This is a genomic window from Mesorhizobium sp. LNHC252B00 (genome assembly GCF_000502955.1).
In the GTDB taxonomy this organism is placed as follows: domain Bacteria; phylum Pseudomonadota; class Alphaproteobacteria; order Rhizobiales; family Rhizobiaceae; genus Mesorhizobium.
Genome location: NZ_AYWO01000019.1, coordinates 51,134 through 70,487 on the forward strand (window position 1 = coordinate 51,134; position 19,354 = coordinate 70,487).

The following is a 19,354-nucleotide window of genomic DNA, read 5'->3' on the forward strand; positions in this document are numbered from 1 at the left end:
CTCTTTCTGCGCGGCTCTATGCCGAAAGTGTCTCGGGCATGCTGTCAAGCAGATGCCAACAGACAACGCCGACCGGAGCCGGCAGCTACTCATCTGACGGCGGCTTGAATCGCCTCGCGACAAACTCGAACAGGACGTCCGAGATCCACATGGCGCAGACGCCGATCAGGAAGGCCGCTGCCAGTGTGGTGGTGTCGTCGACGGGATCCGGCATCGGCAGGCCGGTGATCCTGGCGTAGGACACCGCCGGCAGCGTCAGATATGCCGCCGCCAAGGCGCCACAGATTGGCGACGCTATCATTTCGCGCAATTTGTAGCGATGCCGCGAGAGCGCGCGCAGAACGCCGCCGGCAAGGCCAGCCGCCACGACCGGTCCCTTGATGCCAAGCAGGTCGAAAATTTCGTGCATCACGGCCTCCATCGACAGAGCTTCTGACCCTTTTCGTTATGAGCCAGGATCGCCGCTGCCGACGCGTCGGATAGGGTCGCCACCTCTGCCTGTGTCGGCCGGATGGGATGCTCGGCCGCGCAGAATGACCCGCCCGATGTGGTGCAGCCGGCCAGCGTGAGGGAAAGCGCTAGGATTTTGACCATTTGCCCAGCCTCCTCCGGTTGTCGTCCGGCGTCCGGCCGGCAACGGCATCATCGATCTTCTGGGCTTCGGAGCGAGCCGCGGCGTCGGCGGCATCTTGCCTGGCCTTCTGGTTGGCCTTGCCCTTGGCGTAGGCAGTCCACAGGCCCGCGAGCGCGGCACCCGTTGCAAGGAGATATGGCCAGACCTGGCCAAGCAGTGCGAGCGTTCCCATCTCATGTCTCCTTGGCCGGCGGCACGATCATGCCGCGCGGACCGTCACGCACCGCGTTGATGATTATCTTGGCAAGGGCGATAGTGCCGCTGATCTGAAGCGCGGCGCGGTCGCTCACCCCGAACATCGTCCAGTCGAAGCCGGCAAGGGCGCCGCCGCAGATGATGGCGATCAGCGTGTTGAGGAGATTGTGTAGGGCGTTGGTGTTGAACCATGTCATCAAAAGAGGCTCCCGAAAAGAATGGTGAGGTGATGCCGGAACGCCGCCAGCGCTGCGGCCACGAGTACGAGAATGCCGGCCGCTGCAGCCGTCTTGCCGCCGGATGGCGGTGCCAGAGGCACGGGCTGGACCGTCTGCGCCTCGGTAGCGATGGCATCGGCTTTGGACGGTTGCGGGACAGACGCCGGCGCGGCCACCGCGGGATGTTGCGCCGACATCAGCAAGGCCTGGACCCGCACCGACCTCACCCGATCGGACCAGCCGCGCCCGAACGTTGCCCATATCGGCAGCCGTTTGAGAAACGCCAGCCGCGCATCGCAGAGCGCATCGATGATGACGCCGGCCGGTTTTGCCTTGACTGCTGCGAGGGTCACCGGTCCGATCCGGCCGTCCTGGGCAACGCCCACCGCCGCCTGCAGGTATTTCGCCGCCCGGCCAGGCCCGCTGTTCACCGCGAAATCTAACACCGCAAAGTCGACGCCATCGGGCAGTTCGGAGCCGAGCACGGCGTCCCAGTAGAAACGGCGGTAGATCGTGGCAACCTGCGCGTCGCCGATGCTGCGGAGGTCCGCCTTCGTCGCGTCGGCCTTCACGTAGCGGCGGAAATTGGCGAGCGTCACCCCCTTCATGGTGGCGCCACCTGGATCGGCTGGATTGTCCGACCAGAGCCCTTCAGATTTCAGAACGAGCGCAAGCGCCCGCGCGAAGTTGCGGTCCATGGTTATGTTTCCTTTCGGATCGGTTTTGCTAGGCTGGGAGGATGGACACGATGGTTCAATCTGCTCGCGACATGTCCCGGCGAGCGATGGGCTGGAGCATCACGGATTTGATTGGCGCAGCCATGCCGGTGGGCAGGGCCATGGTGTTCTTGCTCAGCACAGATCTTGTGGAGAGAGGGCAAGATGACGGACAACGTCGAGGTGCGATCACCGACACCTGCGATCGGCCGAACGCAATCCACTGGGTTCCTGGCTCAGTGCGGCAACAATATCATTCGCGCTTGTTGTTCTCGCGCTACGCGCCTCGGCCACAGCTATCTACTCAAGGCCGACGGACCGGCTTTTCGCAGCCTGGTTCATCGCTTTGGGAACGATTTCTGCCGCCGTTTCGATCGGGCGGGCGGCAGTTTACGCGGTCTCAAATGCGAACTTCGCTGGATGGTTCTTTTGAGTCGGGTTCCTCGTGCTCCCGATTTCGGTGGCACTTTGTGCCTCAACAACGTGGCCGCTCGCTTGGTACTTCTGGTCGGCAATGACGATCCGCACGCATCGAGCACGACAGTTTAGGGGGCTGCCTCTGAGAACGGGCGCAGGTGCCCGCGAGTTGCTATCTACGGTGACGGTTGCTTGAAGATTGAGCGATATTTCCCGGGCGGACAATAAGATTTCACGGTCGAGGGGATGCGATCCAGAAAGCAGCCCACGGCACCTCAGTCGATGCGCAGAATATGAGTTAAGCGCCTAGCCAACGCCTAGTCGAATGATTTTCACTGATATGCCGAAGAACGGCGTGGCGCGGTTATACGAGCATATAGCGTCACGAGCACCACCGGGAGCAAAAGCATCGGCATCATGGCGACTCGGTTGTAATAAGGTAGTCCGCTCGCCAACATGTATATAACCGTCATGAGGACACAATACTTTCCAAGGCGCTCGTCCGACTTCTTTGCCGCCATATTAATCAATAAGATACTGGCGATGCATTGGACCAACGAATAGGAAAAAAACAAGGCCTTGAATCCTATTCCGTAGCTCATAAACATGTCGGAGGAGTACTGAGTGTATAGGCCAGCCTGCGCCAGAATCGGGGTAACTATTATATTAGAAATGATAGTAGTAGAATTTGTAACATAAGCAGCGAAAATCAGGGCGATTGCTGAAAATACAAATTTTCCTGAACGTGGAACAATGTCCGCCAAGACATAGATCGCAACGAATAGAGCAGCGCTATAGTGGCTACCGATCGCCAAAGCGGCAAAGAGGATGGCTCGGTATTTCTTCCCGTCGTTAATCGCGAGAAAGAACGCGAGAATGAAGATAAGCGAAAATCCTTGACGCAACGTGTTTTGACCCAATTGCTCAAACCATGGCAGCATGATCAGCCCGACAGCCGATATCGCTCCAAGGATTACGCTATCGCTTTGTCTGACCGAGTAGAGATAGTAGACTGAGACCATAACCATGCTGTTGGCTAGCATGCTGTCAGAGATCGAAAACCCCAGGTTGGCGTAAAGCCAATGCATGGCGATGAACACAGGCTCATGCGCCACTGCCGTCATATAAACCAGGAATGTTGCCCTGGTCGCATAGGCGAAATCTCTTGAGTAGGCGACGATATCACCTTCCAAGGCATACGAGGCATAATTCGCATAGTCGGTTCGAGAAACTGCGAAGAAGAGTACCGGGGCTAGAAAGAGCAACTTTGGGAGCCCGAAGTGGCGAAGGGGTCGCATTCGAATGCCTTTTTGATTCTTGGCGACACGTGCAATAAACACCTTCATTATTGTCAAGTGAAACGCAAGATGCTTACGCCATCCAAATAACGCTGCCGGCTAGCGCTACGTGAGCTTGCCAGACATTGTCCTAGGGGGTGATCGCGAATCACACCGCCCGCTGATCAACGTTAAAGCACACCTTCAGTCGTTCCCGACCGCAGGCTTCAAAACTCGATGAACTCAACCGTTACGCCAAGCCCTATCAGAGCCCTGCCTGCGCCGACTGAATTTGAGTTGACGAATATGACATCGCCCGGCTCCAGGTCAGCCCCGGCTGAGTTGGCAGCAACAACGCCGTCGCGCATGACGAGCGCCGTCAACCCTATTGCGCTGGTATCAATGGTCGACACGTTTGCCGAAGCACCTGCCCGAAGGCGTCGCAAGATCAGATTCCGGTAATTGGCCGCATCGGCCATGGCATCGGCAGTCGCTTGGTAGCTGGCCCGAACAATCCGGCCACGGCGACGCGCTACGAACACGCTCTTGTTTATCAACCCCGTTGCAGCATAGTCACCGAATTGAGCGGCGATGCTTTCGCCGAATATGTACCTCTGCACGTCACCTTGGAGGGTGACCATCCCCTTGACGTGATTGTTTTTCCCCCACGTAAGAGAATACGGAAAAAGCAGATATTCCCACGTCACCGCGCCACCAAATGGCCGCCAAACTACAGTACCATCGGCGATCCGATGATCCGTCCCAGCCGGACCACCTGCAACAGCCGAAATGCCTGCCGTCACACAGATGAAATACGCGCCACCGTTCGATCGTACTGAATCCGCACTGTAAACGGTCGACGGCGCCCACATCGCAATCGATGCCGAGCCGTCATCTGTGACAGAAAGTGCCGTTCCGGTTGGCCCGCCATTGCTGGCCGATTTCCCCTCGGCTGTTGCGCGATAGAAATTCCCGCCGTTGGTCACAATAGCGTTGCGCTTGTAGATCGTGTCACCAGTCCAAGCCGCTATGGCGGTGCTGTCGCCGTTCAACACAACATTGCCGCCGATATCGCACTCGTCGACGGAAGCGCGTCCGGCACGAGTGGCAAGCCCCGTGATTGTTAGATCCGTAAATGCACCACCAAGCGTGTTGTTTCCCCGCGTGATCAGTCGCCTAACTTTTGCCTGTGAAGGTGTCGAAATATTCAGGCCGCCTTTATCAGATGCCTCGATGCGCAGTCCGTCGATATCCACGTCGAGATCAGACCATGCGATCTGATCGGCATTCGACGCGGCTGAAATGCAGTTCACGGCATGGTTGAAGCCACACTGTGCCCGGCGGGAGGTGATGTCCTTGAGCTTCAGGTTGACCGCCTCGCGAATGTCGAAGTAGCCGTGATCGTCGAGCATAATGTTTTGCAGGGTAATGTCCTGCACCGGGGCCGCACCGGCGTGATTTCCTGCCGACCAATCCCAACCGATGTAAAAAGCCGGAGTGGCCGCTGAGCCGACTGCGGAACCCGAGATGTTTGACAGAAGGATGCGCTTTCCGACCTGGAAATTCCTGACAATCGTGCCTGCGACATATTCCGCAAACGTATCGGGCGTCGTCGTCTTATAGTTTATTGTGACGATATTTCCGGTGTTGTTGACTGAAAAATCACCGATCGAAGCGTCGAGTTGGTCGTTGACGTCGATACACTGGTTCACGCGCGCGGTCGACTTGAACGCTCCATTGCGGATGACAACACGTTGGCTGGCGCCGTCGAGATCGATCGCTTCCGAGAAGTCTTCGAAAAGGAAATTCGTCATCACGAAGCCATCGACATAGCGAACATTGAAGCCGCCCGTAATCTTCTGGTGACGATGTCCGTCAACCTGCACATTCTTGCTGTTCTGGATATGGGCGTAGTAGCCACGCCGGTTGCCGCTGGAACTGCCCTTAGTATCCAGAAACCTCAGTCCGTCGACGCCGACCGCATATACAAAGCGTTGGTTGCTGTTCGTTGGATCAGAATTATTTTCAGGGTCGAAGGTAATACTGTCAAACGTGATGTTCTTCCGGGTGCCGACAATCATGTTCTTGTCGGTCGAGAAGACCGGCTGGACATCCGCCGCGATAGCGCTGGCTCGGCTCACACCGTGCAATACCGCCTCATGGCCATTGAAGGTGACATTGTCCGCAGTTAGAGCGACCGCACGATAGACGTTCACGGTGGAGAAATTGCCGAAGGTGAAAGGCGAGACTGAACTTGGCACCATCTTGTAGGAACCGGCTGGCAATCTGACCCCGCCCAGCGCCAGGTCGTGTGACGCTTGCACCGACGGCGCATCGTCATTGGAGTTATTCTTGCGAGCGCCTTTCTGTGATGCAATCGGCGTGTCTGCCAGCCCATACCCCGCCTTCGTCACGCCGTCGCTCAAGGTGATCACCAGATCCCCTGCCGAGGTCCCGTTCTTGCGGTAGACGGCGCCGCTGCCCGCCACTTGGTGGCTGTCGTAGAACGCAGTGCGGATGTAGGTCGGGGCGATCGGCGGGGAAAACGCCTGGGCGGCGGCGAGCGTGGCGAATTGGGGATCAATTACCGTGGTCATCGCTTCGGCCGCGAGATTGGCCGCTGCTTGGGCCTGGTCGATGATGTCTTGCGCGGCTTCCCGAATATCCCCGACCGTGTCGTCGGACTGGTAGAACGACAGGACAATGTCGTCGGTACCGATCACGGGGTTCAGCGTCTGGAAGGCAAAGCTGCACTCACCCGTCAACGGAATTCTGAGAAAAAATTCCTATTTCGGTCGAAGCCGCTGCCCCGACCGGCGCCAGGAGTTCCCGTTTTCACCGGCCGGCTGGCCATGAGCCGGCGGGTGTGGGATCATTAGACGAAGCTCATGGAATGATTCCCGTCGCACGGCCTAATGGGAGAGGACGATGGACAGACCAGCCATGGCATCCGTGTTCAGGATGCGGCATGCACCGGCCACGGTTTCCGGCGTGCGCAGCACTGGCCAGGGCCAGGCCGATCCGATCATCCGCGTGCGTTCGCTTGGCGAGGCGATCCGCTTCGTCGCCCACGCCTATCCCCAATACGACATCAGCGCCGTCGCCATCAGCTGCGGCGATCCTTCCATCGCGCGCCTCGGCGACCTGGAGGTGAAGGCGCTGTGGCGCGAATATGGCGAGCGCCTGACGCAGGAATAGGCCGTTTGGCTCCGGCTTGCTGGTCATTCCAGCCGGCAATCCGCCGCCTCGGAGCGAAAACGGCGCTCGCGCGTTTCGATCGTAGTCACGGGAGCAATCACCATGAATGTCGCCAATCTGCAACTTGAGGGCCTGCTGATGGCCGTCGCATCGATCAACCGACTCCTGGTTCAAAAGGGGGTGCTGACGGCAGAGGAAATAGACCTCGCCTTGCGCAAGACCGAGGCCTGCGAAACCAGCCAGGAGCGATCCGAAGCCATGTCCGCGTCCAGCCGCGACGCCATCAACTTTCCACTCCGGCTGCTGGAACTGGCCAATCAGTGCCAGCCGGAGGTCGACATGCCCTCCTTTTCGAAGCTGGCCCGCATGGTCGGCAAGATAAAGGAACCCTACAACGACCAGCTGTGATCCTTCGCCTCAAGCCCTACCCGGCCATCCCAGATTGAGCGAAAGCACCTTGCCCGGCCCATGCACGGCGGCAAACAGCAGTCCGGCCAGGAAGGAAAAATGGTCGACGAAGAAGCCGAACTCGGCCTGGTTTCCGGCCCAGTGGCTGGGTCCGTGGAAGGCAAGGCCGAGGAACAGCACATAGGCGGCAGCGATCAGGGCCGCCTGCGAGAAGAAGGCACCGGTCAGGAAACACAGCACCAGGGCGACTTCCAGGATCGCCGCGCACCAGGCCAGGAACAGTGGAAACGGAAAGCCGGCCGCAGCGATGTAGCCGGCGGTCGCCGCCATGCCCATGAACTTGAAGCTTACGGCCATCAGGAAGACGCCGGCGAAGATCAGGCGGGCGATGAGAAGCGCCGTGGTCTGCCACGGCGACTGTGTGATTTGCGACTGTGTGATTTGCGACGGCATGGTCGTTCTCCAGGTTTGCAATGGGTTCCGACCCAAGGACGCGCGACCGACGCCCGGTCCGACACCCCCGGAGCAGATTTTTGTCTGGAAACCCGCTTTATCCGGAGTGCCCCTTGAATCCATGACCGTGCCGGAACCACCCAGGCTTATTGTCGTGGTTGCGGAACCCGCGGCGCCGATCTGTGTTATGTCCTGTTAATCGCGGGATCGTGCGCCGACGGCTGCATGTTCCCGACAACAGAAAGCGAGACCGACATGGCTGACGACAAGTCGAAGACCAAACAGGACCGCAAGCTGGTCTCGAGCGACGAGACCTACGAGGTCGCTGCCTTTGCCCGCAAATACGGCATTCCGCCAAGCGAGGCGCAGACCATCATCAAGCGCTACGGGCCATCGCGCAAGAAGCTCGACGCCCATATGGCGGCACGCGGCTAGAGCCTGGCGCGACGATCGGGTGGGGATCGTCTCTGATGGATGAGCCCATCCCGCCCGGCCCGGCAGCTCGCAGGCTGACAAGGATGGAGGCCACGACCATGTCCGACAGCATACGCAGGACCGGCAGTTGCCTGTGCGGTGGCGTGCAGTTCTCGGTCAGCGGACCGCCGCTGCGCGTTGGCCTTTGCCATTGCAAGGATTGCCGCAAGGCCGGCGGCTCGGCCTATTCCGCCTTTGCCGTCTGGCCGCGCGAAGCCTTCGAGACCACCGGCCTCATCAACTCCTACGGCACGCGCAGCTTTTGCCCGACCTGCGGCGGCCGCGTTGCCTGGGTCGACGACACCGAGGCCGAGGTGGCGCTCGGCAGCCTCGACGTCGCGCCGACCGATCTCGCGCCCGAATATGAATTGTGGACCTCGAGGCGCGAAGCCTGGCTGCATGCCTTGCCCGGCACCGAACAGTTCGAGCATGACCGGCCGACGGCGCACGCCACCGAGGTGCCGGCGCCAAGATCGCTGTCGGATATCGATGCGGGCGAGTGAAATTTGATCCTTCGTGAAGGGAACCCTGCCCTGTCGCCGACGTTATCCGGCGCCTCGTTTTTTGTGCATGTCGTTGTCCCAAACCGCTGCGCAGCCTCGGGTCAAGCCCGCGGACATGCGTTTGGCATCAGTCATGGAGACGACCCGTTGAACGACAAGATGTTTCCCCGACCCATCCGGCTGAAATTCGCCCCCGAGGATGAGCGCATCGTCCGCAGCGCCTGGGAAGGCCTGGAATGTCTCGGCGACTGGCCGGCTGGCCAGGGCCAGCGCTACAGGGCGGCCCTGCGCAGCTGTCGCGACGCGCTGGACGGCTGGACGCCGCCGGAAAAGGCGATGCGGGCGATGATCGACGCCGCGCGCGAAGCAAAACTCCTCCAGTGACGGGAACAAGACATGGCCGACTTGATGCTGCCCACGCCGATGCGGATCAAGGCACATGGCTCGGACACTATCCGCGACGTCACGACGGTCAAGGATGCCAGCGAAATCCTGATCGACTGGCCGCAGGCCAAGCGTGGTCCGTTTTATCAGGCGGCGCGCGAACAGGTCGAGGCAGCGATGGAAGACAAGGCAAGTGCTGCCCAGGCGCAGGAAGCGTTCGCTGCGCTCTGCAGCCACGCCGGCGTGATTGTGCGGTAAGAATGTGTTGGCGCCGATGGACCCACGGAAAGGGTCGCCTTGTACGACTGGGCGAGAGGTCTCGAACCCCAGACGAGGTTGCGCCGCCCGACGATAACAGGCCCTGCCTCTATTGCTTCGGCGGCTGGGGCGGCACTTCGCCAGGCTTGATCACCGGCGTCTTGCCTTCGTCGGGCGCCGGCGCGGCCATTCCTTGATCACCCGTGGGGGGCGGTTTCAGCACACCGCCGCAATCGCTGAGCTTCTCCGTCAGATTGCCGCTGTCGGGCTGCTGTTTTGCACCTTGCTCCGGCTGCGCACGGCATTTGTCGGCCTGCGGCGCCGTGCTGTCGTTCTGCTGGTCGGTCTGGGCAGCCGCCGGCGCCGCCAGCGCCAGCATCAGACCGCATGGTATGATGGCGAGAATTCTCATCCCGGGCCTCCTTTCCTGTGACGGCCGCCCGCGGCGGCCTTCCCTTCACAGGGACAACGCCTGTCGAGGAAAAAGGTTGGCCGCTTCCGCCCGGACCGTGTTGCAACCAAACCCGTTCGCCGGCCGTTGGCGTGTGCCGGAGGCGACCATGTTCGATGACTTTCAAAGTACGGAAATCGACACCGGCGACGCCGTCATCTTCTCGCTGCGTGCCGGCAGCGGGCCGCCGCTGCTGTTGCTGCACGGCTTTCCGCAAACGCATCTGATGTGGCGCGACATTGCGCCCACGCTGGCCAGCCGGTTCAGCGTCGTCTGCGCCGATCTGCGCGGCTATGGGGGCAGTTCCTGTCCGGCGTCGGCTGCGGATCACGCGCCCTATGCCAAGCGCGCCATGGCCGCCGACATGGTGGCGCTGATGGCAAGGTTCGGTTTCTCAAGCTTCATGGTCGCCGGCCATGACCGCGGCGGCCGTGTCGCCTACCGGATGGCGCTCGATCATCCGGACCGCATCGACCGGCTTGCCGTGCTCGACATCGTGGCCACGGCCGATGCCTGGGATCGGACCGACGACAGGCTGGCGCTGGGCTACTGGCCATGGTCGTTGCTGGCACAGCCCGAGCCGCTGCCGGAAAAGATCCTGGCAGGTGCCGCCGAGGCGATCGTCGACAATGCACTCAGCGGCTGGGGCTCGTCGCCTTCGGTGTTTCCACCCGAGGTACGGCGGGCCTATATCGATGCCTTGCGCGTGCCTTCCCACATCCATGCCATCTGCGAGGAATATCGGGCAGCGGCCACGCTCGACCGCGAGCATGACCGGTCGGACAGGGCCACCGGCCGGCGCATCCGCTGCCCGCTGCTGGCGCTGTGGAGCGGCCAGGGCGCACTCGCGGAGTGGTACGCCGGTGAAGGCGGGCCGCTGGCGCTGTGGCGCGGCTGGGCCGATGACGTGCGCGGCCAGGCGATGCCGGGTGGACATTTCTTTCCCGAGGCGAACCCGGCACAGACCGCCGAGGCGCTGGCCGGCTTCTTCGGTGAAGCCCATCCGGACAGATCGTAGCGGGTGAAATGGCTGAATAGACCTCAAAGGCGAAAAGACGTCTCGCTGTCGGCAGCAGCGATTTCGGCGCCGAGCGGCGGAACGATGATCGATTCCAGCGGCGCCGTCAGCGACCAGCTGAGATGGCTCGGGCTCCGCTTCAGGACCGCCGAGCCGTTCAGCGACTGCGGAGCGACCCGTTGCAGCACGACGGTGCCGAAGCCCTTGCGCGTGCTTTCGTCCCGCCGCTCCCCTTGCTCCGGCATCGTCTCGTCCCAGGCGAGATGGATTTCCCGGTTTCCCGAAACGCCATTGGCGATCTGCCAGGAGATCTCCAGCCGCCCGGCATCGCACGCCAGCGCGCCATATTTGAAAGAGTTGGTACCGAGCTCATGAAATGCCATGCCGAGGTTTTGCACGGCGTTCGGCTGCAGGGTCAAAACTGGTCCGGAGAGCGATACCTGTTCCTCGCGGCCGAATGGCTTGAGCTGCTCCTGGACGAGGTCGAAGAGGCTGGCACCCGCCCAATCCGAGTTCACCAGCAGATCGTGCGACCTCGACAGCGCCATGATGCGGGAGCGGATCAGCTCTTCGAACTCGCGAGGATCGGTCGAGCGTTTGCTCGTCTCCCTGATCATCGAGAGGATCACCGCGAACTGGTTCTTGACGCGATGGTTCACCTCTCGCAGCAAATGCCGGATTCTGCGCTCGCTCTCCCTGGTCGCGGTGATGTCGCGGGCGATCTTCGAAGCACCGATGATCTCGCCTGTAATATTCCTGATTGGCGAGATGGTGAGCGACACGGCAATGAAGCTACCGTCCTTGCGTTGCCGGATCGTCTCATAGCTGGCCACCCGTTCGCCGTTGCCAACCCGGCCGATGATGTCGGCCTCCTCATCCCTGAGATGATCGGGAACGAGCATCAGCATCGACCGGCCGACAGCCTCCTCGGCAGCGTAGCCGAACATGCGCTGCGCCGCCCCGTTCCAACTGGTGATGATACTGTTCAGATCCTTGCTGATGATGGCATCGAAGGACGAATCGACGATGGCCGCCAGCCGTGCGTCGGCGCTGACGTTGGTCGACGCCTCAAGGTTCGCCAATTCCATCAATGTCCCATCCCCTCCTTGCGCAGCTTTCTCGCCCATTGGACAGGTTCCACCAGCGCCAGCAATGCACGGCGGTCCGATTTGGTTGCAATCGCCGCGCAAGATTCTGTTTCCGTCAGCGGATTGGCGGCGGTCTCCAACGACCGCGCCAAGACGAAGGAGCTGTGCTCGACGCCGGCCGCGGCCGCCCATCCGCGTGCGCGACGCCCCGTTTGGTTGCGCCGCAAGGAAGCGGCCAGTTGGCTGTTGCGGAACTTCGGGCCGAAATGCGAGTTTCGCCTGACACTTCAGTTCACGTGACACGTCATCTCGAGGGAACCGCCATGCCGATGCGCCAAATTGCCTTGATGACGGCAGCGATCCTGCTCGCCGCGACCGGCCTCGCCGAGGCCCGGCCGGATACCCGCACGATGAGTTGCGATCAGCTCCAGCAACTGATCCAGACCCATCGAGCCGTGGTGCTGACCACCGGCCCCGACACCTATGACCGCTATGTCAGGCAGTTCGGCAACGAATGCGACTGGCCCGAGGTGCCGATGTCGGCCTATGTCCCGACCCGTGACGGCGGCTGCCCGGTCTACCGCTGTGAGGAGCCTGTCAACAACTTCCCGAACTGATGCCAGCCACGCGCCTTTGCCGCAGCACTGCGTTGATCCCGGCGCGCGAACCGGCTACGGGTGTTAGCGTAATTGCATCTTCCCGCTTCGTCTAATGGTAGGACAGCGCCCTTTGAAGGCGTGAATCGTGGTTCGAGCCCATGAGCGGGAACCAGCAATTGATTTCAACAGATGCCTAGCCGGCAAGCCGCGCCTCGGTCTCCTCGGCGCCAAGTGCCTGCTCCACGGCCTCGGGGTTCTTCTTGATCACGGTGAGATAGGCGCGCACCGCGCTGTCGGGCGCTGACCTGCCCTGCTCCCAATCGCGCAAACGAGCAAGGCCGAAGCCGAACCGGGCTGCGAAGGCCTCTTGATTGAGGTGGAGGACTTTGCGAATTGCGCGGACATCGACCCGCTCCGGCACATGGATCACGGCCCCGTCGGTATCACCCTCAGCGAACGCGATGGCGTCGTCGAGACCGGCCCTGATCTTGTTGAACGCACTCTTGCTCATTTCGCTTTTCCCTTCTTTCCGTAGGTGTCGATCAAGATCTTCGTCAGCTTTGCGAGGTCATTGCACTCGGCCTTCGACAAATTGTCCTTCTCGCCCTTGCCGAACACGGTCAGGAGGAACACTGGAATATCCTCACCGCCGAACACGGTCACGATTCGATAGCCGCCGCTCTTGCCATGCCCGCGACCGGCAACACGGAATTTCCGACAGCCGCCTGTGCCCTTCATCACCTTGCCGTACCGAGGCTCGTCTCCGAGAAGTTCGACAACCTCTGTCCGCTCCTCCTCGGACATGCCGGCGGCGTGGCCGGCGGAAAGGTATGCTGGCGTTTCGACGACTGTGTGCATGGCCAATACTACGGAATTTCCGTAAAAGGGCAAGTCAAACTACGGACGTCCCGTAGTTTTCCCTTCGGATTTCGGGCTTGCGCGCGAGAGGCACAGTGGTCAATGTGCTCATTGCCAACATGCCGTCGCGGCAGGTACCGCCAAGAAAGCTCTCCCTGAAACCATTTCGCAGACCCTGCGTTGACGACCGCACCCGTCAGACACAGGAGATATCCCATGACCGTCAGTTGCCGCATATCGATCGACAACCGACCTGAGGCCACCGATGCAATTTTCCAGGCGGTTCCACGGATCGGGGAAAGCGTTTCGCTGTCGATCGATGGAAATACACAGTATCTGCGGGTGTCCCGCGTCGTGCATGTGACCAACGGTTCGCTGGAAGGTGCAACGATCGTCGTCGAAGTGACGACCAACATTCTATAGAGGCAACAGCAAGCCGCGTGCCGGCAATATCAGCCAGCACGTTGCTGGTCGCGATCAGCGCGGCGGCAGTTAATCCTTGCCGCCTTCGGCAATCCCGTCGCCGGCGGTGGGCAGGATTCCAAAATCCCGCGACTTCAACCCGTGCTCCGCGGTCAGGAATCCATCCGAAGTCAAGCCGCGCCGCAGCAATTCCCTAACCGCGGCCGAGCGGCTCGGCATACGCTTGTCGTAGCGCCAATTCTCCAGCGCCGCCAACTCATCGGACGTAAGCATGATTTGCAACCGTTCGGGGCGTTCCAGTTCAGCCATGGCGTTTCCTCGCTCAGGACCTAGAATGTGTCGAATTAGTATTTACCTCACTCGACTGATAATTAGGATAGCACTCATAGTGCGTCAAGAGCCGGTGGTGGGTGAACGGCGCATTGCGCACATAATGAGGTATAGACGCCGACTGGGCATTCGTGTAATTATTCTAACTGATTGATTTTCAACGTAATTTCGTAGATTTTCCTTGCCGCGAGTCGACGCTCGGCGCATACTCCCAGCAACAGAAAACCGATCCCCTTCGGGAGGTTTCGAATGCGGTATGATTATTCGACGCGCCTGCGCGATGACGTTACGTCAGCGGTTCTGGTGGCGTTTGAGAAGAACGGCATCATCAACATCACGGCGGTGGCGGAACGGGTGAGGGTCCGGAATCTGGCCGAGAACGTCGCCCTTGAGGACATTGAGCATCTGGTCCTGCAGGCGGCGCAACTCGTTGGCGTGGCAATCGAATTCGACTGCGTGGCCGGCCTGTTCGCGGACGGCGTCGCTGACGAGGATGGCGAGCGCGCGAGCTCTCCACTCGATCTGCCCCGCCCAACTTCGATCCAATAGGGCAATTTCCGGAACGGTCTTCCACCCGAAGACCGCATGTTTCGGAAAACTCACGCCAGAGTGATTGGCACCGACGAAACCTTGGGCTGCCCAATGCGTTTATGGCTTCAGCCCAGTCGAGGTTTCCAATGCAAACTGCATGGTTTTCCAAACCGGTGGCGGTGTCGGTCGGAGTCGCCGGTTCCATCTACTATCTGTCCAATACGCAGCAAGCCATTGAATTGCTCACGACACATTGGCGCGACCCCGGCAGCCCAAAACATCAAACGGCTTTGCGCGCCTGCCGCCGGGCGACGAGCGGCGATGTTGCCCCCGATATCGCCAGGTCGGCGCTTGTCGAGGCCGCACGTGAAGCCCACATCCTTGTCGAGTAGGCCGCGTCGATTAGATCGGCCAAAGTCGGTGCGGCTGCTATAGTCGCGGCATCCCCCTCCTGGAGACCCCATCATGACCCTGAAGACACGCAAGCTCGGCAGCCAGGGGCTGCAAGTCTCGGCCATCGGCCTCGGCTGCATGGGCATGAGCCAGTCCTACGGTCCGGCCGATGAGTCCGAATCCATCGCCACGCTGCACCGCGCCATCGAACTCGGCTGCACTTTCCTCGACACCGCCGAGGTCTATGGTCCTTTCACCAACGAGGCACTGCTCGGCCGGGCTTTGAAGGGAAAGCGCGACCAGGTGACGATCGCCACCAAATTCGGCTTCCGCATCGAAAACGGCAAGCAGGTCGGAACCGATAGCCGGCCCGAGCACATCCGCGAGGCCGTGGAAGCCTCGCTCGGCCGGCTCGCCACTGACCATATCGACCTCATCTACCAGCACCGCGTCGACCCGGCGGTACCGATGGAGGATGTCGCGGGCGCCGTCCGCGAACTTGTCGCCGAGGGAAAGGTGCGCTTCTTCGGCCTGTCGGAGGCGGGTGCGGCCAACATCCGCCGGGCGCATGCCGTGCATCCGGTGTCGGCGGTGCAGAGCGAATACTCGCTATGGGAGCGCAATCTCGAGCCGGAGATCATCCCGCTGCTCAGGCAACTCGGCATCGGCCTTGTGCCGTTTTCGCCGCTCGGCCGCGGTTTTCTTACCGGCGAGGTCAAGCGCGCGGAGGACTATGCCGAAGGCGACTACCGCCGCAACGACCCGCGCTATCAGGGGCAAAACTACGACGCCAATGTCGAGGCGGCGGCCAAGGTGCGCGACGTCGCGACTGCCCGGGGCGTCAAGCCCGGCCAGATCGCGTTGGCCTGGCTGCTGCAGAAGGGCGGCGGCTTCGGCATCGACATCGTGCCGATCCCCGGCACCAAGCGGATCAGATATCTGGAGGAGAACGTCGCCGCCGCATCGCTGAAACTCGACGCCTCCGAAATGGCCGCGCTCGACGACGCCCTGGCGCCCGGAAAAATCGCTGGCCCACGCTACACCGAGCGCGGCATGGCGATGGTCGATCGGTAGAGCGGCGGCGCCGTAGCCTTCCGATATTCGACGCAAAGCATTGGCCGGCATCATGTTCGGCGGGCGACTGCGTCAAGCGGCGCCATCCAGCACAATCGACAGGAGGCGGAGAGGCCCGCTTCCGCCTCATTGTTCTTCAAGTCGTTCAGCCCAGCTCGATACCGCGCGCGATTTTCTGCCAGCCGGGCATCGGCCTTTAGTGCATAAACGCTCCTCGCAGCCAGGCGAAGAAACCGGATCTTCCAGACATTGCCGCGCGGACACGGGATGCGGCCCATCGTGCCGTCATCGTGGCGCCTACATGGCAGTGGCAGACGATCCCGTGGAGCTGCCAATCGGTCAGTTCGAAGAAGCGCTTGGCTTCACCGTAGGTATCTTCCTTCAAGCCGAGCGCGCGAAACACCGGATCTTCGAAAGCAATCGTGATCGGTGATCCCGCGGAACGCATTCTTTCGCGCGTCTCCACAGATTGGTGCTCGGTCCCCGTCAGCGCCCCTAGGACCCTGTTGGGATTTTGCTCCAGAAGCTGCGCCCAGCGTTCGAGGCGTTCGCCTCGGGTCGCGAGAAGATGGGTTGCCTCGGCGTGGACGTCGGCAACGGCATTCAGTTGGTCAACGGTTTGATGCTTCACGGACGCCTCCTATTCAGCGGCTGAATTCGGTTCAGCCTTGAATGGAATTATGGCGCCCGGTGAGGTCGGCAAGACCCGGAGGTGCGCGCTACGGCGATTCATTTGGGCGGCGTGGCTCCTTTCCGCTAAGCTGCTCGCGATCCCGCGTCCCGGTCGCAATCGAAACCGCGGCGGAACCAATCCGCAAGCCCGACCGTTCTGCCCGCATCAGCCCTGGTCGAGACGCTGTCAAGGACGCGCGAGACTAAGATCGCTCGATGACTTTCTGACTGAGGACACCTGGATGTCGGTTGGTCCCGCCGGATGTCGACCAACCACCAAGCGCCCACGCAGGAGTTGTTATGGCCATTCTGCCTAACCCCGACCCAACGCCTATTCCAACACCCACGCCGCCGCCGGTTCCCCAACCGAAGCCCATGCGCGAGCCGGATCCGGACGGTCTTCCGGATGAAGAGCCGGTCCCCAATCCGGATGAAAACGACCGGCCGCCCAAGCACACGGGTCCCGGTCCGGACCGCCGGCAATGGTCATGATCATCATGCGGGAGACCGGCATCTTGCTGCACGCGGTTCACCATCCGGCGGCAGTGCGCCGTCGGGAACGAGGCCGGTTCACTTGGCGCTGTCCGACTTTTTGTTGAAGATCGTGAGCAGGTCCACCGGCAGCGGGAACACCACCGTCGACGAGCGCTCGCCGGCGATGTCGTGCAACGCCTCGAAATAGCGCAACTGCATTGCCTGCGGCTCGGCCGCCAGCATCTTGCCGGCCTCGACCAGCTTTGCCGCCGCCTGCTGCTCGCCATCGGCATTGATCACCTTGGCGCGCCGCAGCCTTTCGGCCTCGGCCTGCTTGGCGATGGCGCGGATCATGCTCTCGTTGAGATCGACATGCTTGATCTCGACATTGGAGACCTTGATGCCCCAGGCGTCGGTCCGCTGGTCCAGTATCTCCTGGATGTCGCTGTTCAGCTTGTCGCGCTCGGCCAGCATCTCATCGAGTTCGTGCTTGCCGAGCACCGAGCGCAATGTGGTTTGCGCCAGCTGGTTGGTAGCGGTCATGAAGTCCTCGACCTGGATGATTGCCCGCTCGGCGTCGACGATGCGGAAATAGAGCACGGCGTTGACCTTCACCGAGACGTTGTCGCGCGAGATCACGTCCTGCGGCGGCACGTCCTGCACCACCACGCGCAGGTCGACCCGCACCATCTGCTGAACGAAGGGAACGAGGAGGATCAGGCCGGGGCCCTTCACCCCGGTGAAGCGGCCGAGCGTGAAGACCACGCCGCGCTCATATTCCCGCAGGATGCGAATGGCCGCGGAGAGGAACATCAGCACGAGAAGGGCGAGTATCAGATAGGCCACGTAACCGATGATCATTGCCTTGCTCCATTGTTCCTGCGCCGGACCGTCAGCATGAGACCGCTGACATCGGCCACCTCGACGCTGTCGCCAGGGGCGAGCGGTTCGTCGCCTTTGGCCCGCCAGCGCTCGCCTTGGGCCAGCACATGGCCCTCGTTTCCCGACCAGTCGAGGATCTTGGCCGGCAGTCCGTGCATGGCCTGCGCGCCGACACGCGGCAGGCGCTTGCGTGCCGCCCACAGATAGCTGCCGGCCAGCAGCGCCAGGCCAAGCGTCAGCGCGGCTGCGGTGCCGATGACCGCCCATGACATCTCGAAGCCGGGACCCTCGACCTTGAGCAGCATGGCGGCGCCGAGCAGGAAGGCGGCCACGCCGCCAAGCCCAAGCACCACCGTCGGATTGAAGGCCTCGATGACGAGGAAGGCGATGCCAAGCAGCATCAGGGCAAGGCCGGCATAGCTGATCGGCAACAGGTTGAGCGCATAAAGCCCGAGCAGAAGACAGATGGTGCCGATCACGCCGGGTGCCACCGCGCCGGGGCTGGTGAACTCGAAGACGAGGCCGTAGAAGCCGGCCAGCATCAGGATGACGGCGATGTTGGGATCGGTGATGACGGCGAGAAGCCGGATCAGCCAGCCGGGCTCCAGCGTCTCGACCGGGAGGTCCTTGGTCGCCAACACCCGTTTCTTGCCGGCTGCCTCGACCATGCGGCCGTCGGCAAGCTGCAGCAGTTCGGCCGTGTCGTGGGCGACGAGGTCGACGACATGTGCCTGAAGTGCCGCGTCGGCGGAGAGGCTGGCCGCCTCGCGCACGGCCTTTTCCCCCCAGTCGGCATTACGCCCGCGCAGTTCGGCCAGCGAACGGATCAAGGCGACCGCGTCGTTCGTCACCTTGCTCATCATCGCGTCGCCCGCCGGCGCCCCGGTGGCGTTCTTCTGGTCGCCCTTATCCTGGTCGCCGCCACCGGGCAGAGACGGCAGCCCGCCAAGTTCGACCGGTGTGGCGGCGCCCAGGTTAGTGCCGGGCGCCATCGCCGCGACATGGGTCGCATAAAGAATATAGGTTCCGGCACTTGCCGCATGCGCGCCGGCCGGGGCGACATAGCCGATGACGGGAACGGGCGAGGCAAGGATATCGGCAATCATCTCGCGCATCGAGGTGACCAGCCCGCCTGGTGTGTCGATCTCGAGGATGAGAACCTCGGCGTGCCGCTCGGCGGCCTCGGCCAATGCCTCCTTGAGCTGCCTCGCGCTCGCCGGACCGATGGCGCCGTCCATCTCGACGCGCAACGCCAGCTTCTGCGTCGCCTCTCCGGTTGCGGAAGAGGGACTGGCGACCGCGGCGGCCATGNTCTCGACGCGCAACGCCAGCTTCTGCGTCGCCTCTCCGGTTGCGGAAGAGGGACTGGCGACCGCGGCGGCCATGAGGGCCGCGGCAAGAACCGCCATCCGCGCGAGGTTCACGC

The 19,354-nt window shown here is 61.8% G+C and carries 30 protein-coding genes and 1 tRNA gene; 16 read left to right on the plus strand and 15 right to left on the minus strand.

Features of this window, described 5'->3' with window-relative positions:
* Positions 1-85: 85 nt before the first annotated feature.
* From X744_RS148920 to X744_RS148905, 4 genes are all read right to left on the minus strand, one after another.
* Complete coding sequence (locus X744_RS148920; RefSeq protein WP_023761022.1) at positions 86-409, minus strand: hypothetical protein; 324 nt, start codon at positions 407-409, stop codon at positions 86-88.
* Between the two features lie 169 nt (positions 410-578).
* Positions 579-806: a hypothetical protein gene (locus X744_RS148915; RefSeq protein ID WP_023761023.1), complete on the minus strand. Its 228-nt coding sequence runs from the start codon at positions 804-806 to the stop codon at positions 579-581.
* Position 807: 1 nt separating this feature from the next.
* A complete protein-coding gene (locus X744_RS148910) occupies positions 808-1,026 on the minus strand; it encodes a hypothetical protein (protein ID WP_023761024.1) in 219 nt (72 codons plus the stop codon).
* The gene (locus tag X744_RS148905; RefSeq protein ID WP_023761025.1) at positions 1,026-1,745 is read right to left on the minus strand and encodes a glycosyl hydrolase 108 family protein; all 720 of its coding nucleotides are present in this window, start codon (positions 1,743-1,745) and stop codon (positions 1,026-1,028) included. The genes X744_RS148910 and X744_RS148905 overlap by 1 nt, the downstream gene beginning before the upstream one ends.
* Before the next feature lie 183 nt (positions 1,746-1,928).
* On the opposite strand from X744_RS148905, the gene X744_RS1000000173935 reads away from it, so the two are divergent.
* Positions 1,929-2,312, plus strand: coding sequence for a hypothetical protein (locus tag X744_RS1000000173935; RefSeq protein ID WP_156938595.1), 384 nt, complete (start codon positions 1,929-1,931; stop codon positions 2,310-2,312).
* Positions 2,313-2,512: 200 nt separating this feature from the next.
* Here X744_RS1000000173935 and X744_RS148900 read toward each other — a convergent pair whose 3' ends face one another.
* Both X744_RS148900 and X744_RS1000000174565 read right to left on the minus strand, forming a co-directional pair.
* Positions 2,513-3,526 carry an EpsG family protein gene (locus X744_RS148900; protein WP_023761026.1) on the minus strand — a complete coding sequence of 338 codons (1,014 nt, stop codon included), beginning with the start codon at positions 3,524-3,526 and terminating at the stop codon, positions 2,513-2,515.
* 158 nt (positions 3,527-3,684) lie between these two features.
* Positions 3,685-6,180, minus strand: coding sequence for a hypothetical protein (locus X744_RS1000000174565; RefSeq protein WP_198032261.1), 2,496 nt, complete (start codon positions 6,178-6,180; stop codon positions 3,685-3,687).
* Positions 6,181-6,385: 205 nt separating this feature from the next.
* On the opposite strand from X744_RS1000000174565, the gene X744_RS148890 reads away from it, so the two are divergent.
* Both X744_RS148890 and X744_RS148885 read left to right on the plus strand, forming a co-directional pair.
* Positions 6,386-6,655, plus strand: coding sequence for a hypothetical protein (locus X744_RS148890; protein WP_023761028.1), 270 nt, complete (start codon positions 6,386-6,388; stop codon positions 6,653-6,655).
* A gap of 102 nt (positions 6,656-6,757) precedes the next feature.
* Positions 6,758-7,063, plus strand: a complete 306-nt coding sequence (locus X744_RS148885) for a hypothetical protein (protein WP_023761029.1) — start codon at positions 6,758-6,760, stop codon at positions 7,061-7,063.
* Between the two features lie 9 nt (positions 7,064-7,072).
* Here the strand turns inward: X744_RS148885 and X744_RS148880 are convergent, their stop codons facing one another.
* Positions 7,073-7,516, minus strand: a complete 444-nt coding sequence (locus X744_RS148880; protein ID WP_023761030.1) for a DoxX family protein — start codon at positions 7,514-7,516, stop codon at positions 7,073-7,075.
* A gap of 255 nt (positions 7,517-7,771) precedes the next feature.
* Between X744_RS148880 and X744_RS148875 the strand changes: the two genes are divergently transcribed.
* The 4 genes from X744_RS148875 (at position 7,772) to X744_RS148860 (ending at position 9,135) form a co-directional block, all read left to right on the plus strand.
* Complete coding sequence (locus X744_RS148875) at positions 7,772-7,951, plus strand: DUF3606 domain-containing protein (protein WP_023761031.1); 180 nt, start codon at positions 7,772-7,774, stop codon at positions 7,949-7,951.
* Positions 7,952-8,049: 98 nt separating this feature from the next.
* On the plus strand, positions 8,050-8,493 hold the full coding sequence (locus tag X744_RS148870; RefSeq protein WP_023761032.1) for a GFA family protein: 444 nt from the start codon (positions 8,050-8,052) through the stop codon (positions 8,491-8,493).
* 147 nt (positions 8,494-8,640) lie between these two features.
* The gene (locus X744_RS148865; protein WP_023761033.1) at positions 8,641-8,877 is read left to right on the plus strand and encodes a DUF982 domain-containing protein; all 237 of its coding nucleotides are present in this window, start codon (positions 8,641-8,643) and stop codon (positions 8,875-8,877) included.
* 12 nt (positions 8,878-8,889) lie between these two features.
* On the plus strand, positions 8,890-9,135 hold the full coding sequence (locus tag X744_RS148860; RefSeq protein ID WP_023761034.1) for a DUF982 domain-containing protein: 246 nt from the start codon (positions 8,890-8,892) through the stop codon (positions 9,133-9,135).
* A 109-nt stretch (positions 9,136-9,244) separates the two neighbouring features.
* Here the strand turns inward: X744_RS148860 and X744_RS148855 are convergent, their stop codons facing one another.
* On the minus strand, positions 9,245-9,547 hold the full coding sequence (locus tag X744_RS148855; RefSeq protein ID WP_023761035.1) for a hypothetical protein: 303 nt from the start codon (positions 9,545-9,547) through the stop codon (positions 9,245-9,247).
* Between the two features lie 148 nt (positions 9,548-9,695).
* Between X744_RS148855 and X744_RS148850 the strand changes: the two genes are divergently transcribed.
* On the plus strand, positions 9,696-10,604 hold the full coding sequence (locus X744_RS148850) for an alpha/beta hydrolase (protein ID WP_023761036.1): 909 nt from the start codon (positions 9,696-9,698) through the stop codon (positions 10,602-10,604).
* A 23-nt stretch (positions 10,605-10,627) separates the two neighbouring features.
* Here X744_RS148850 and X744_RS148845 read toward each other — a convergent pair whose 3' ends face one another.
* On the minus strand, positions 10,628-11,692 hold the full coding sequence (locus X744_RS148845) for a PAS domain S-box protein (RefSeq protein WP_031260707.1): 1,065 nt from the start codon (positions 11,690-11,692) through the stop codon (positions 10,628-10,630).
* 81 nt (positions 11,693-11,773) lie between these two features.
* Between X744_RS148845 and X744_RS1000000174570 the strand changes: the two genes are divergently transcribed.
* The 3 genes from X744_RS1000000174570 (at position 11,774) to X744_RS148835 (ending at position 12,463) form a co-directional block, all read left to right on the plus strand.
* Entirely contained in the window at positions 11,774-11,992 is a 219-nt protein-coding gene (locus tag X744_RS1000000174570; protein ID WP_031260708.1) for a hypothetical protein, read from the plus strand.
* A gap of 23 nt (positions 11,993-12,015) precedes the next feature.
* Positions 12,016-12,309 carry a hypothetical protein gene (locus X744_RS148840; RefSeq protein ID WP_023761039.1) on the plus strand — a complete coding sequence of 98 codons (294 nt, stop codon included), beginning with the start codon at positions 12,016-12,018 and terminating at the stop codon, positions 12,307-12,309.
* A gap of 80 nt (positions 12,310-12,389) precedes the next feature.
* Positions 12,390-12,463, plus strand: a tRNA-Gln gene (locus tag X744_RS148835).
* A gap of 21 nt (positions 12,464-12,484) precedes the next feature.
* Here the strand turns inward: X744_RS148835 and X744_RS148830 are convergent.
* Together X744_RS148830 and X744_RS148825 are read right to left on the minus strand one after the other, a co-directional pair.
* Entirely contained in the window at positions 12,485-12,802 is a 318-nt protein-coding gene (locus X744_RS148830) for a transcriptional regulator (protein ID WP_023761040.1), read from the minus strand.
* Positions 12,799-13,149 carry a type II toxin-antitoxin system RelE/ParE family toxin gene (locus X744_RS148825; RefSeq protein WP_023761041.1) on the minus strand — a complete coding sequence of 117 codons (351 nt, stop codon included), beginning with the start codon at positions 13,147-13,149 and terminating at the stop codon, positions 12,799-12,801. The genes X744_RS148830 and X744_RS148825 overlap by 4 nt, the downstream gene beginning before the upstream one ends.
* A gap of 216 nt (positions 13,150-13,365) precedes the next feature.
* On the opposite strand from X744_RS148825, the gene X744_RS148820 reads away from it, so the two are divergent.
* Positions 13,366-13,572 carry a hypothetical protein gene (locus X744_RS148820; RefSeq protein ID WP_023761042.1) on the plus strand — a complete coding sequence of 69 codons (207 nt, stop codon included), beginning with the start codon at positions 13,366-13,368 and terminating at the stop codon, positions 13,570-13,572.
* A 69-nt stretch (positions 13,573-13,641) separates the two neighbouring features.
* Here the strand turns inward: X744_RS148820 and X744_RS148815 are convergent, their stop codons facing one another.
* Positions 13,642-13,881: a hypothetical protein gene (locus tag X744_RS148815; protein WP_023761043.1), complete on the minus strand. Its 240-nt coding sequence runs from the start codon at positions 13,879-13,881 to the stop codon at positions 13,642-13,644.
* A 270-nt stretch (positions 13,882-14,151) separates the two neighbouring features.
* On the opposite strand from X744_RS148815, the gene X744_RS148810 reads away from it, so the two are divergent.
* From X744_RS148810 to X744_RS148800, 3 genes are all read left to right on the plus strand, one after another.
* On the plus strand, positions 14,152-14,451 hold the full coding sequence (locus X744_RS148810) for a hypothetical protein (protein ID WP_023761044.1): 300 nt from the start codon (positions 14,152-14,154) through the stop codon (positions 14,449-14,451).
* A 128-nt stretch (positions 14,452-14,579) separates the two neighbouring features.
* Complete coding sequence (locus X744_RS148805; protein ID WP_023761045.1) at positions 14,580-14,825, plus strand: DUF982 domain-containing protein; 246 nt, start codon at positions 14,580-14,582, stop codon at positions 14,823-14,825.
* Between the two features lie 73 nt (positions 14,826-14,898).
* Positions 14,899-15,900 carry an aldo/keto reductase gene (locus X744_RS148800; protein ID WP_023761046.1) on the plus strand — a complete coding sequence of 334 codons (1,002 nt, stop codon included), beginning with the start codon at positions 14,899-14,901 and terminating at the stop codon, positions 15,898-15,900.
* Positions 15,901-16,096: 196 nt separating this feature from the next.
* Here X744_RS148800 and X744_RS148795 read toward each other — a convergent pair whose 3' ends face one another.
* Complete coding sequence (locus tag X744_RS148795) at positions 16,097-16,531, minus strand: hypothetical protein (protein WP_023761047.1); 435 nt, start codon at positions 16,529-16,531, stop codon at positions 16,097-16,099.
* Positions 16,532-16,872: 341 nt separating this feature from the next.
* Here X744_RS148795 and X744_RS1000000175380 point away from each other — a divergent pair, with 341 nt between their 5' ends.
* Positions 16,873-17,064 (plus strand): hypothetical protein, encoded by a 192-nt coding sequence (locus X744_RS1000000175380; RefSeq protein WP_084025555.1) that lies wholly within the window; start codon positions 16,873-16,875, stop codon positions 17,062-17,064.
* A 78-nt stretch (positions 17,065-17,142) separates the two neighbouring features.
* On the opposite strand, the gene X744_RS148790 is transcribed toward X744_RS1000000175380, so the two are convergent.
* Positions 17,143-17,907: a slipin family protein gene (locus X744_RS148790; RefSeq protein ID WP_023761048.1), complete on the minus strand. Its 765-nt coding sequence runs from the start codon at positions 17,905-17,907 to the stop codon at positions 17,143-17,145.
* A complete protein-coding gene (locus X744_RS148785; protein ID WP_023761049.1) occupies positions 17,904-19,352 on the minus strand; it encodes a nodulation protein NfeD in 1,449 nt (482 codons plus the stop codon). The genes X744_RS148790 and X744_RS148785 overlap by 4 nt, the downstream gene beginning before the upstream one ends.
* Positions 19,353-19,354: the final 2 nt, after the last annotated feature.

Excerpts from the sequence above, each read along its gene's own strand:
- X744_RS148920 (WP_023761022.1), bottom strand. The coding sequence starts at position 409 with ATGCACGAAATTTTCGACCTGCTTGGCATCAAGGGACCGGTCGTGGCG.
- X744_RS148915 (WP_023761023.1), bottom strand. The coding sequence starts at position 806 with ATGGGAACGCTCGCACTGCTTGGCCAGGTCTGGCCATATCTCCTTGCA.
- X744_RS148910 (WP_023761024.1), bottom strand. The coding sequence starts at position 1,026 with ATGACATGGTTCAACACCAACGCCCTACACAATCTCCTCAACACGCTG.
- X744_RS148905 (WP_023761025.1), bottom strand. The coding sequence starts at position 1,745 with ATGGACCGCAACTTCGCGCGGGCGCTTGCGCTCGTTCTGAAATCTGAA.
- X744_RS1000000173935 (WP_156938595.1), top strand. The coding sequence starts at position 1,929 with ATGACGGACAACGTCGAGGTGCGATCACCGACACCTGCGATCGGCCGA.
- X744_RS148900 (WP_023761026.1), bottom strand. The coding sequence starts at position 3,526 with ATGAAGGTGTTTATTGCACGTGTCGCCAAGAATCAAAAAGGCATTCGA.
- X744_RS148890 (WP_023761028.1), top strand. The coding sequence starts at position 6,386 with ATGGACAGACCAGCCATGGCATCCGTGTTCAGGATGCGGCATGCACCG.
- X744_RS148885 (WP_023761029.1), top strand. The coding sequence starts at position 6,758 with ATGAATGTCGCCAATCTGCAACTTGAGGGCCTGCTGATGGCCGTCGCA.
- X744_RS148880 (WP_023761030.1), bottom strand. The coding sequence starts at position 7,516 with ATGCCGTCGCAAATCACACAGTCGCAAATCACACAGTCGCCGTGGCAG.
- X744_RS148875 (WP_023761031.1), top strand. The coding sequence starts at position 7,772 with ATGGCTGACGACAAGTCGAAGACCAAACAGGACCGCAAGCTGGTCTCG.
- X744_RS148870 (WP_023761032.1), top strand. The coding sequence starts at position 8,050 with ATGTCCGACAGCATACGCAGGACCGGCAGTTGCCTGTGCGGTGGCGTG.
- X744_RS148860 (WP_023761034.1), top strand. The coding sequence starts at position 8,890 with ATGGCCGACTTGATGCTGCCCACGCCGATGCGGATCAAGGCACATGGC.
- X744_RS148855 (WP_023761035.1), bottom strand. The coding sequence starts at position 9,547 with ATGAGAATTCTCGCCATCATACCATGCGGTCTGATGCTGGCGCTGGCG.
- X744_RS148850 (WP_023761036.1), top strand. The coding sequence starts at position 9,696 with ATGTTCGATGACTTTCAAAGTACGGAAATCGACACCGGCGACGCCGTC.
- X744_RS148845 (WP_031260707.1), bottom strand. The coding sequence starts at position 11,692 with ATGGAATTGGCGAACCTTGAGGCGTCGACCAACGTCAGCGCCGACGCA.
- X744_RS148840 (WP_023761039.1), top strand. The coding sequence starts at position 12,016 with ATGCCGATGCGCCAAATTGCCTTGATGACGGCAGCGATCCTGCTCGCC.
- X744_RS148830 (WP_023761040.1), bottom strand. The coding sequence starts at position 12,802 with ATGAGCAAGAGTGCGTTCAACAAGATCAGGGCCGGTCTCGACGACGCC.
- X744_RS148825 (WP_023761041.1), bottom strand. The coding sequence starts at position 13,149 with ATGCACACAGTCGTCGAAACGCCAGCATACCTTTCCGCCGGCCACGCC.
- X744_RS148820 (WP_023761042.1), top strand. The coding sequence starts at position 13,366 with ATGACCGTCAGTTGCCGCATATCGATCGACAACCGACCTGAGGCCACC.
- X744_RS148815 (WP_023761043.1), bottom strand. The coding sequence starts at position 13,881 with ATGGCTGAACTGGAACGCCCCGAACGGTTGCAAATCATGCTTACGTCC.
- X744_RS148810 (WP_023761044.1), top strand. The coding sequence starts at position 14,152 with ATGCGGTATGATTATTCGACGCGCCTGCGCGATGACGTTACGTCAGCG.
- X744_RS148805 (WP_023761045.1), top strand. The coding sequence starts at position 14,580 with ATGCAAACTGCATGGTTTTCCAAACCGGTGGCGGTGTCGGTCGGAGTC.
- X744_RS148800 (WP_023761046.1), top strand. The coding sequence starts at position 14,899 with ATGACCCTGAAGACACGCAAGCTCGGCAGCCAGGGGCTGCAAGTCTCG.
- X744_RS1000000175380 (WP_084025555.1), top strand. The coding sequence starts at position 16,873 with ATGGCCATTCTGCCTAACCCCGACCCAACGCCTATTCCAACACCCACG.
- X744_RS148790 (WP_023761048.1), bottom strand. The coding sequence starts at position 17,907 with ATGATCATCGGTTACGTGGCCTATCTGATACTCGCCCTTCTCGTGCTG.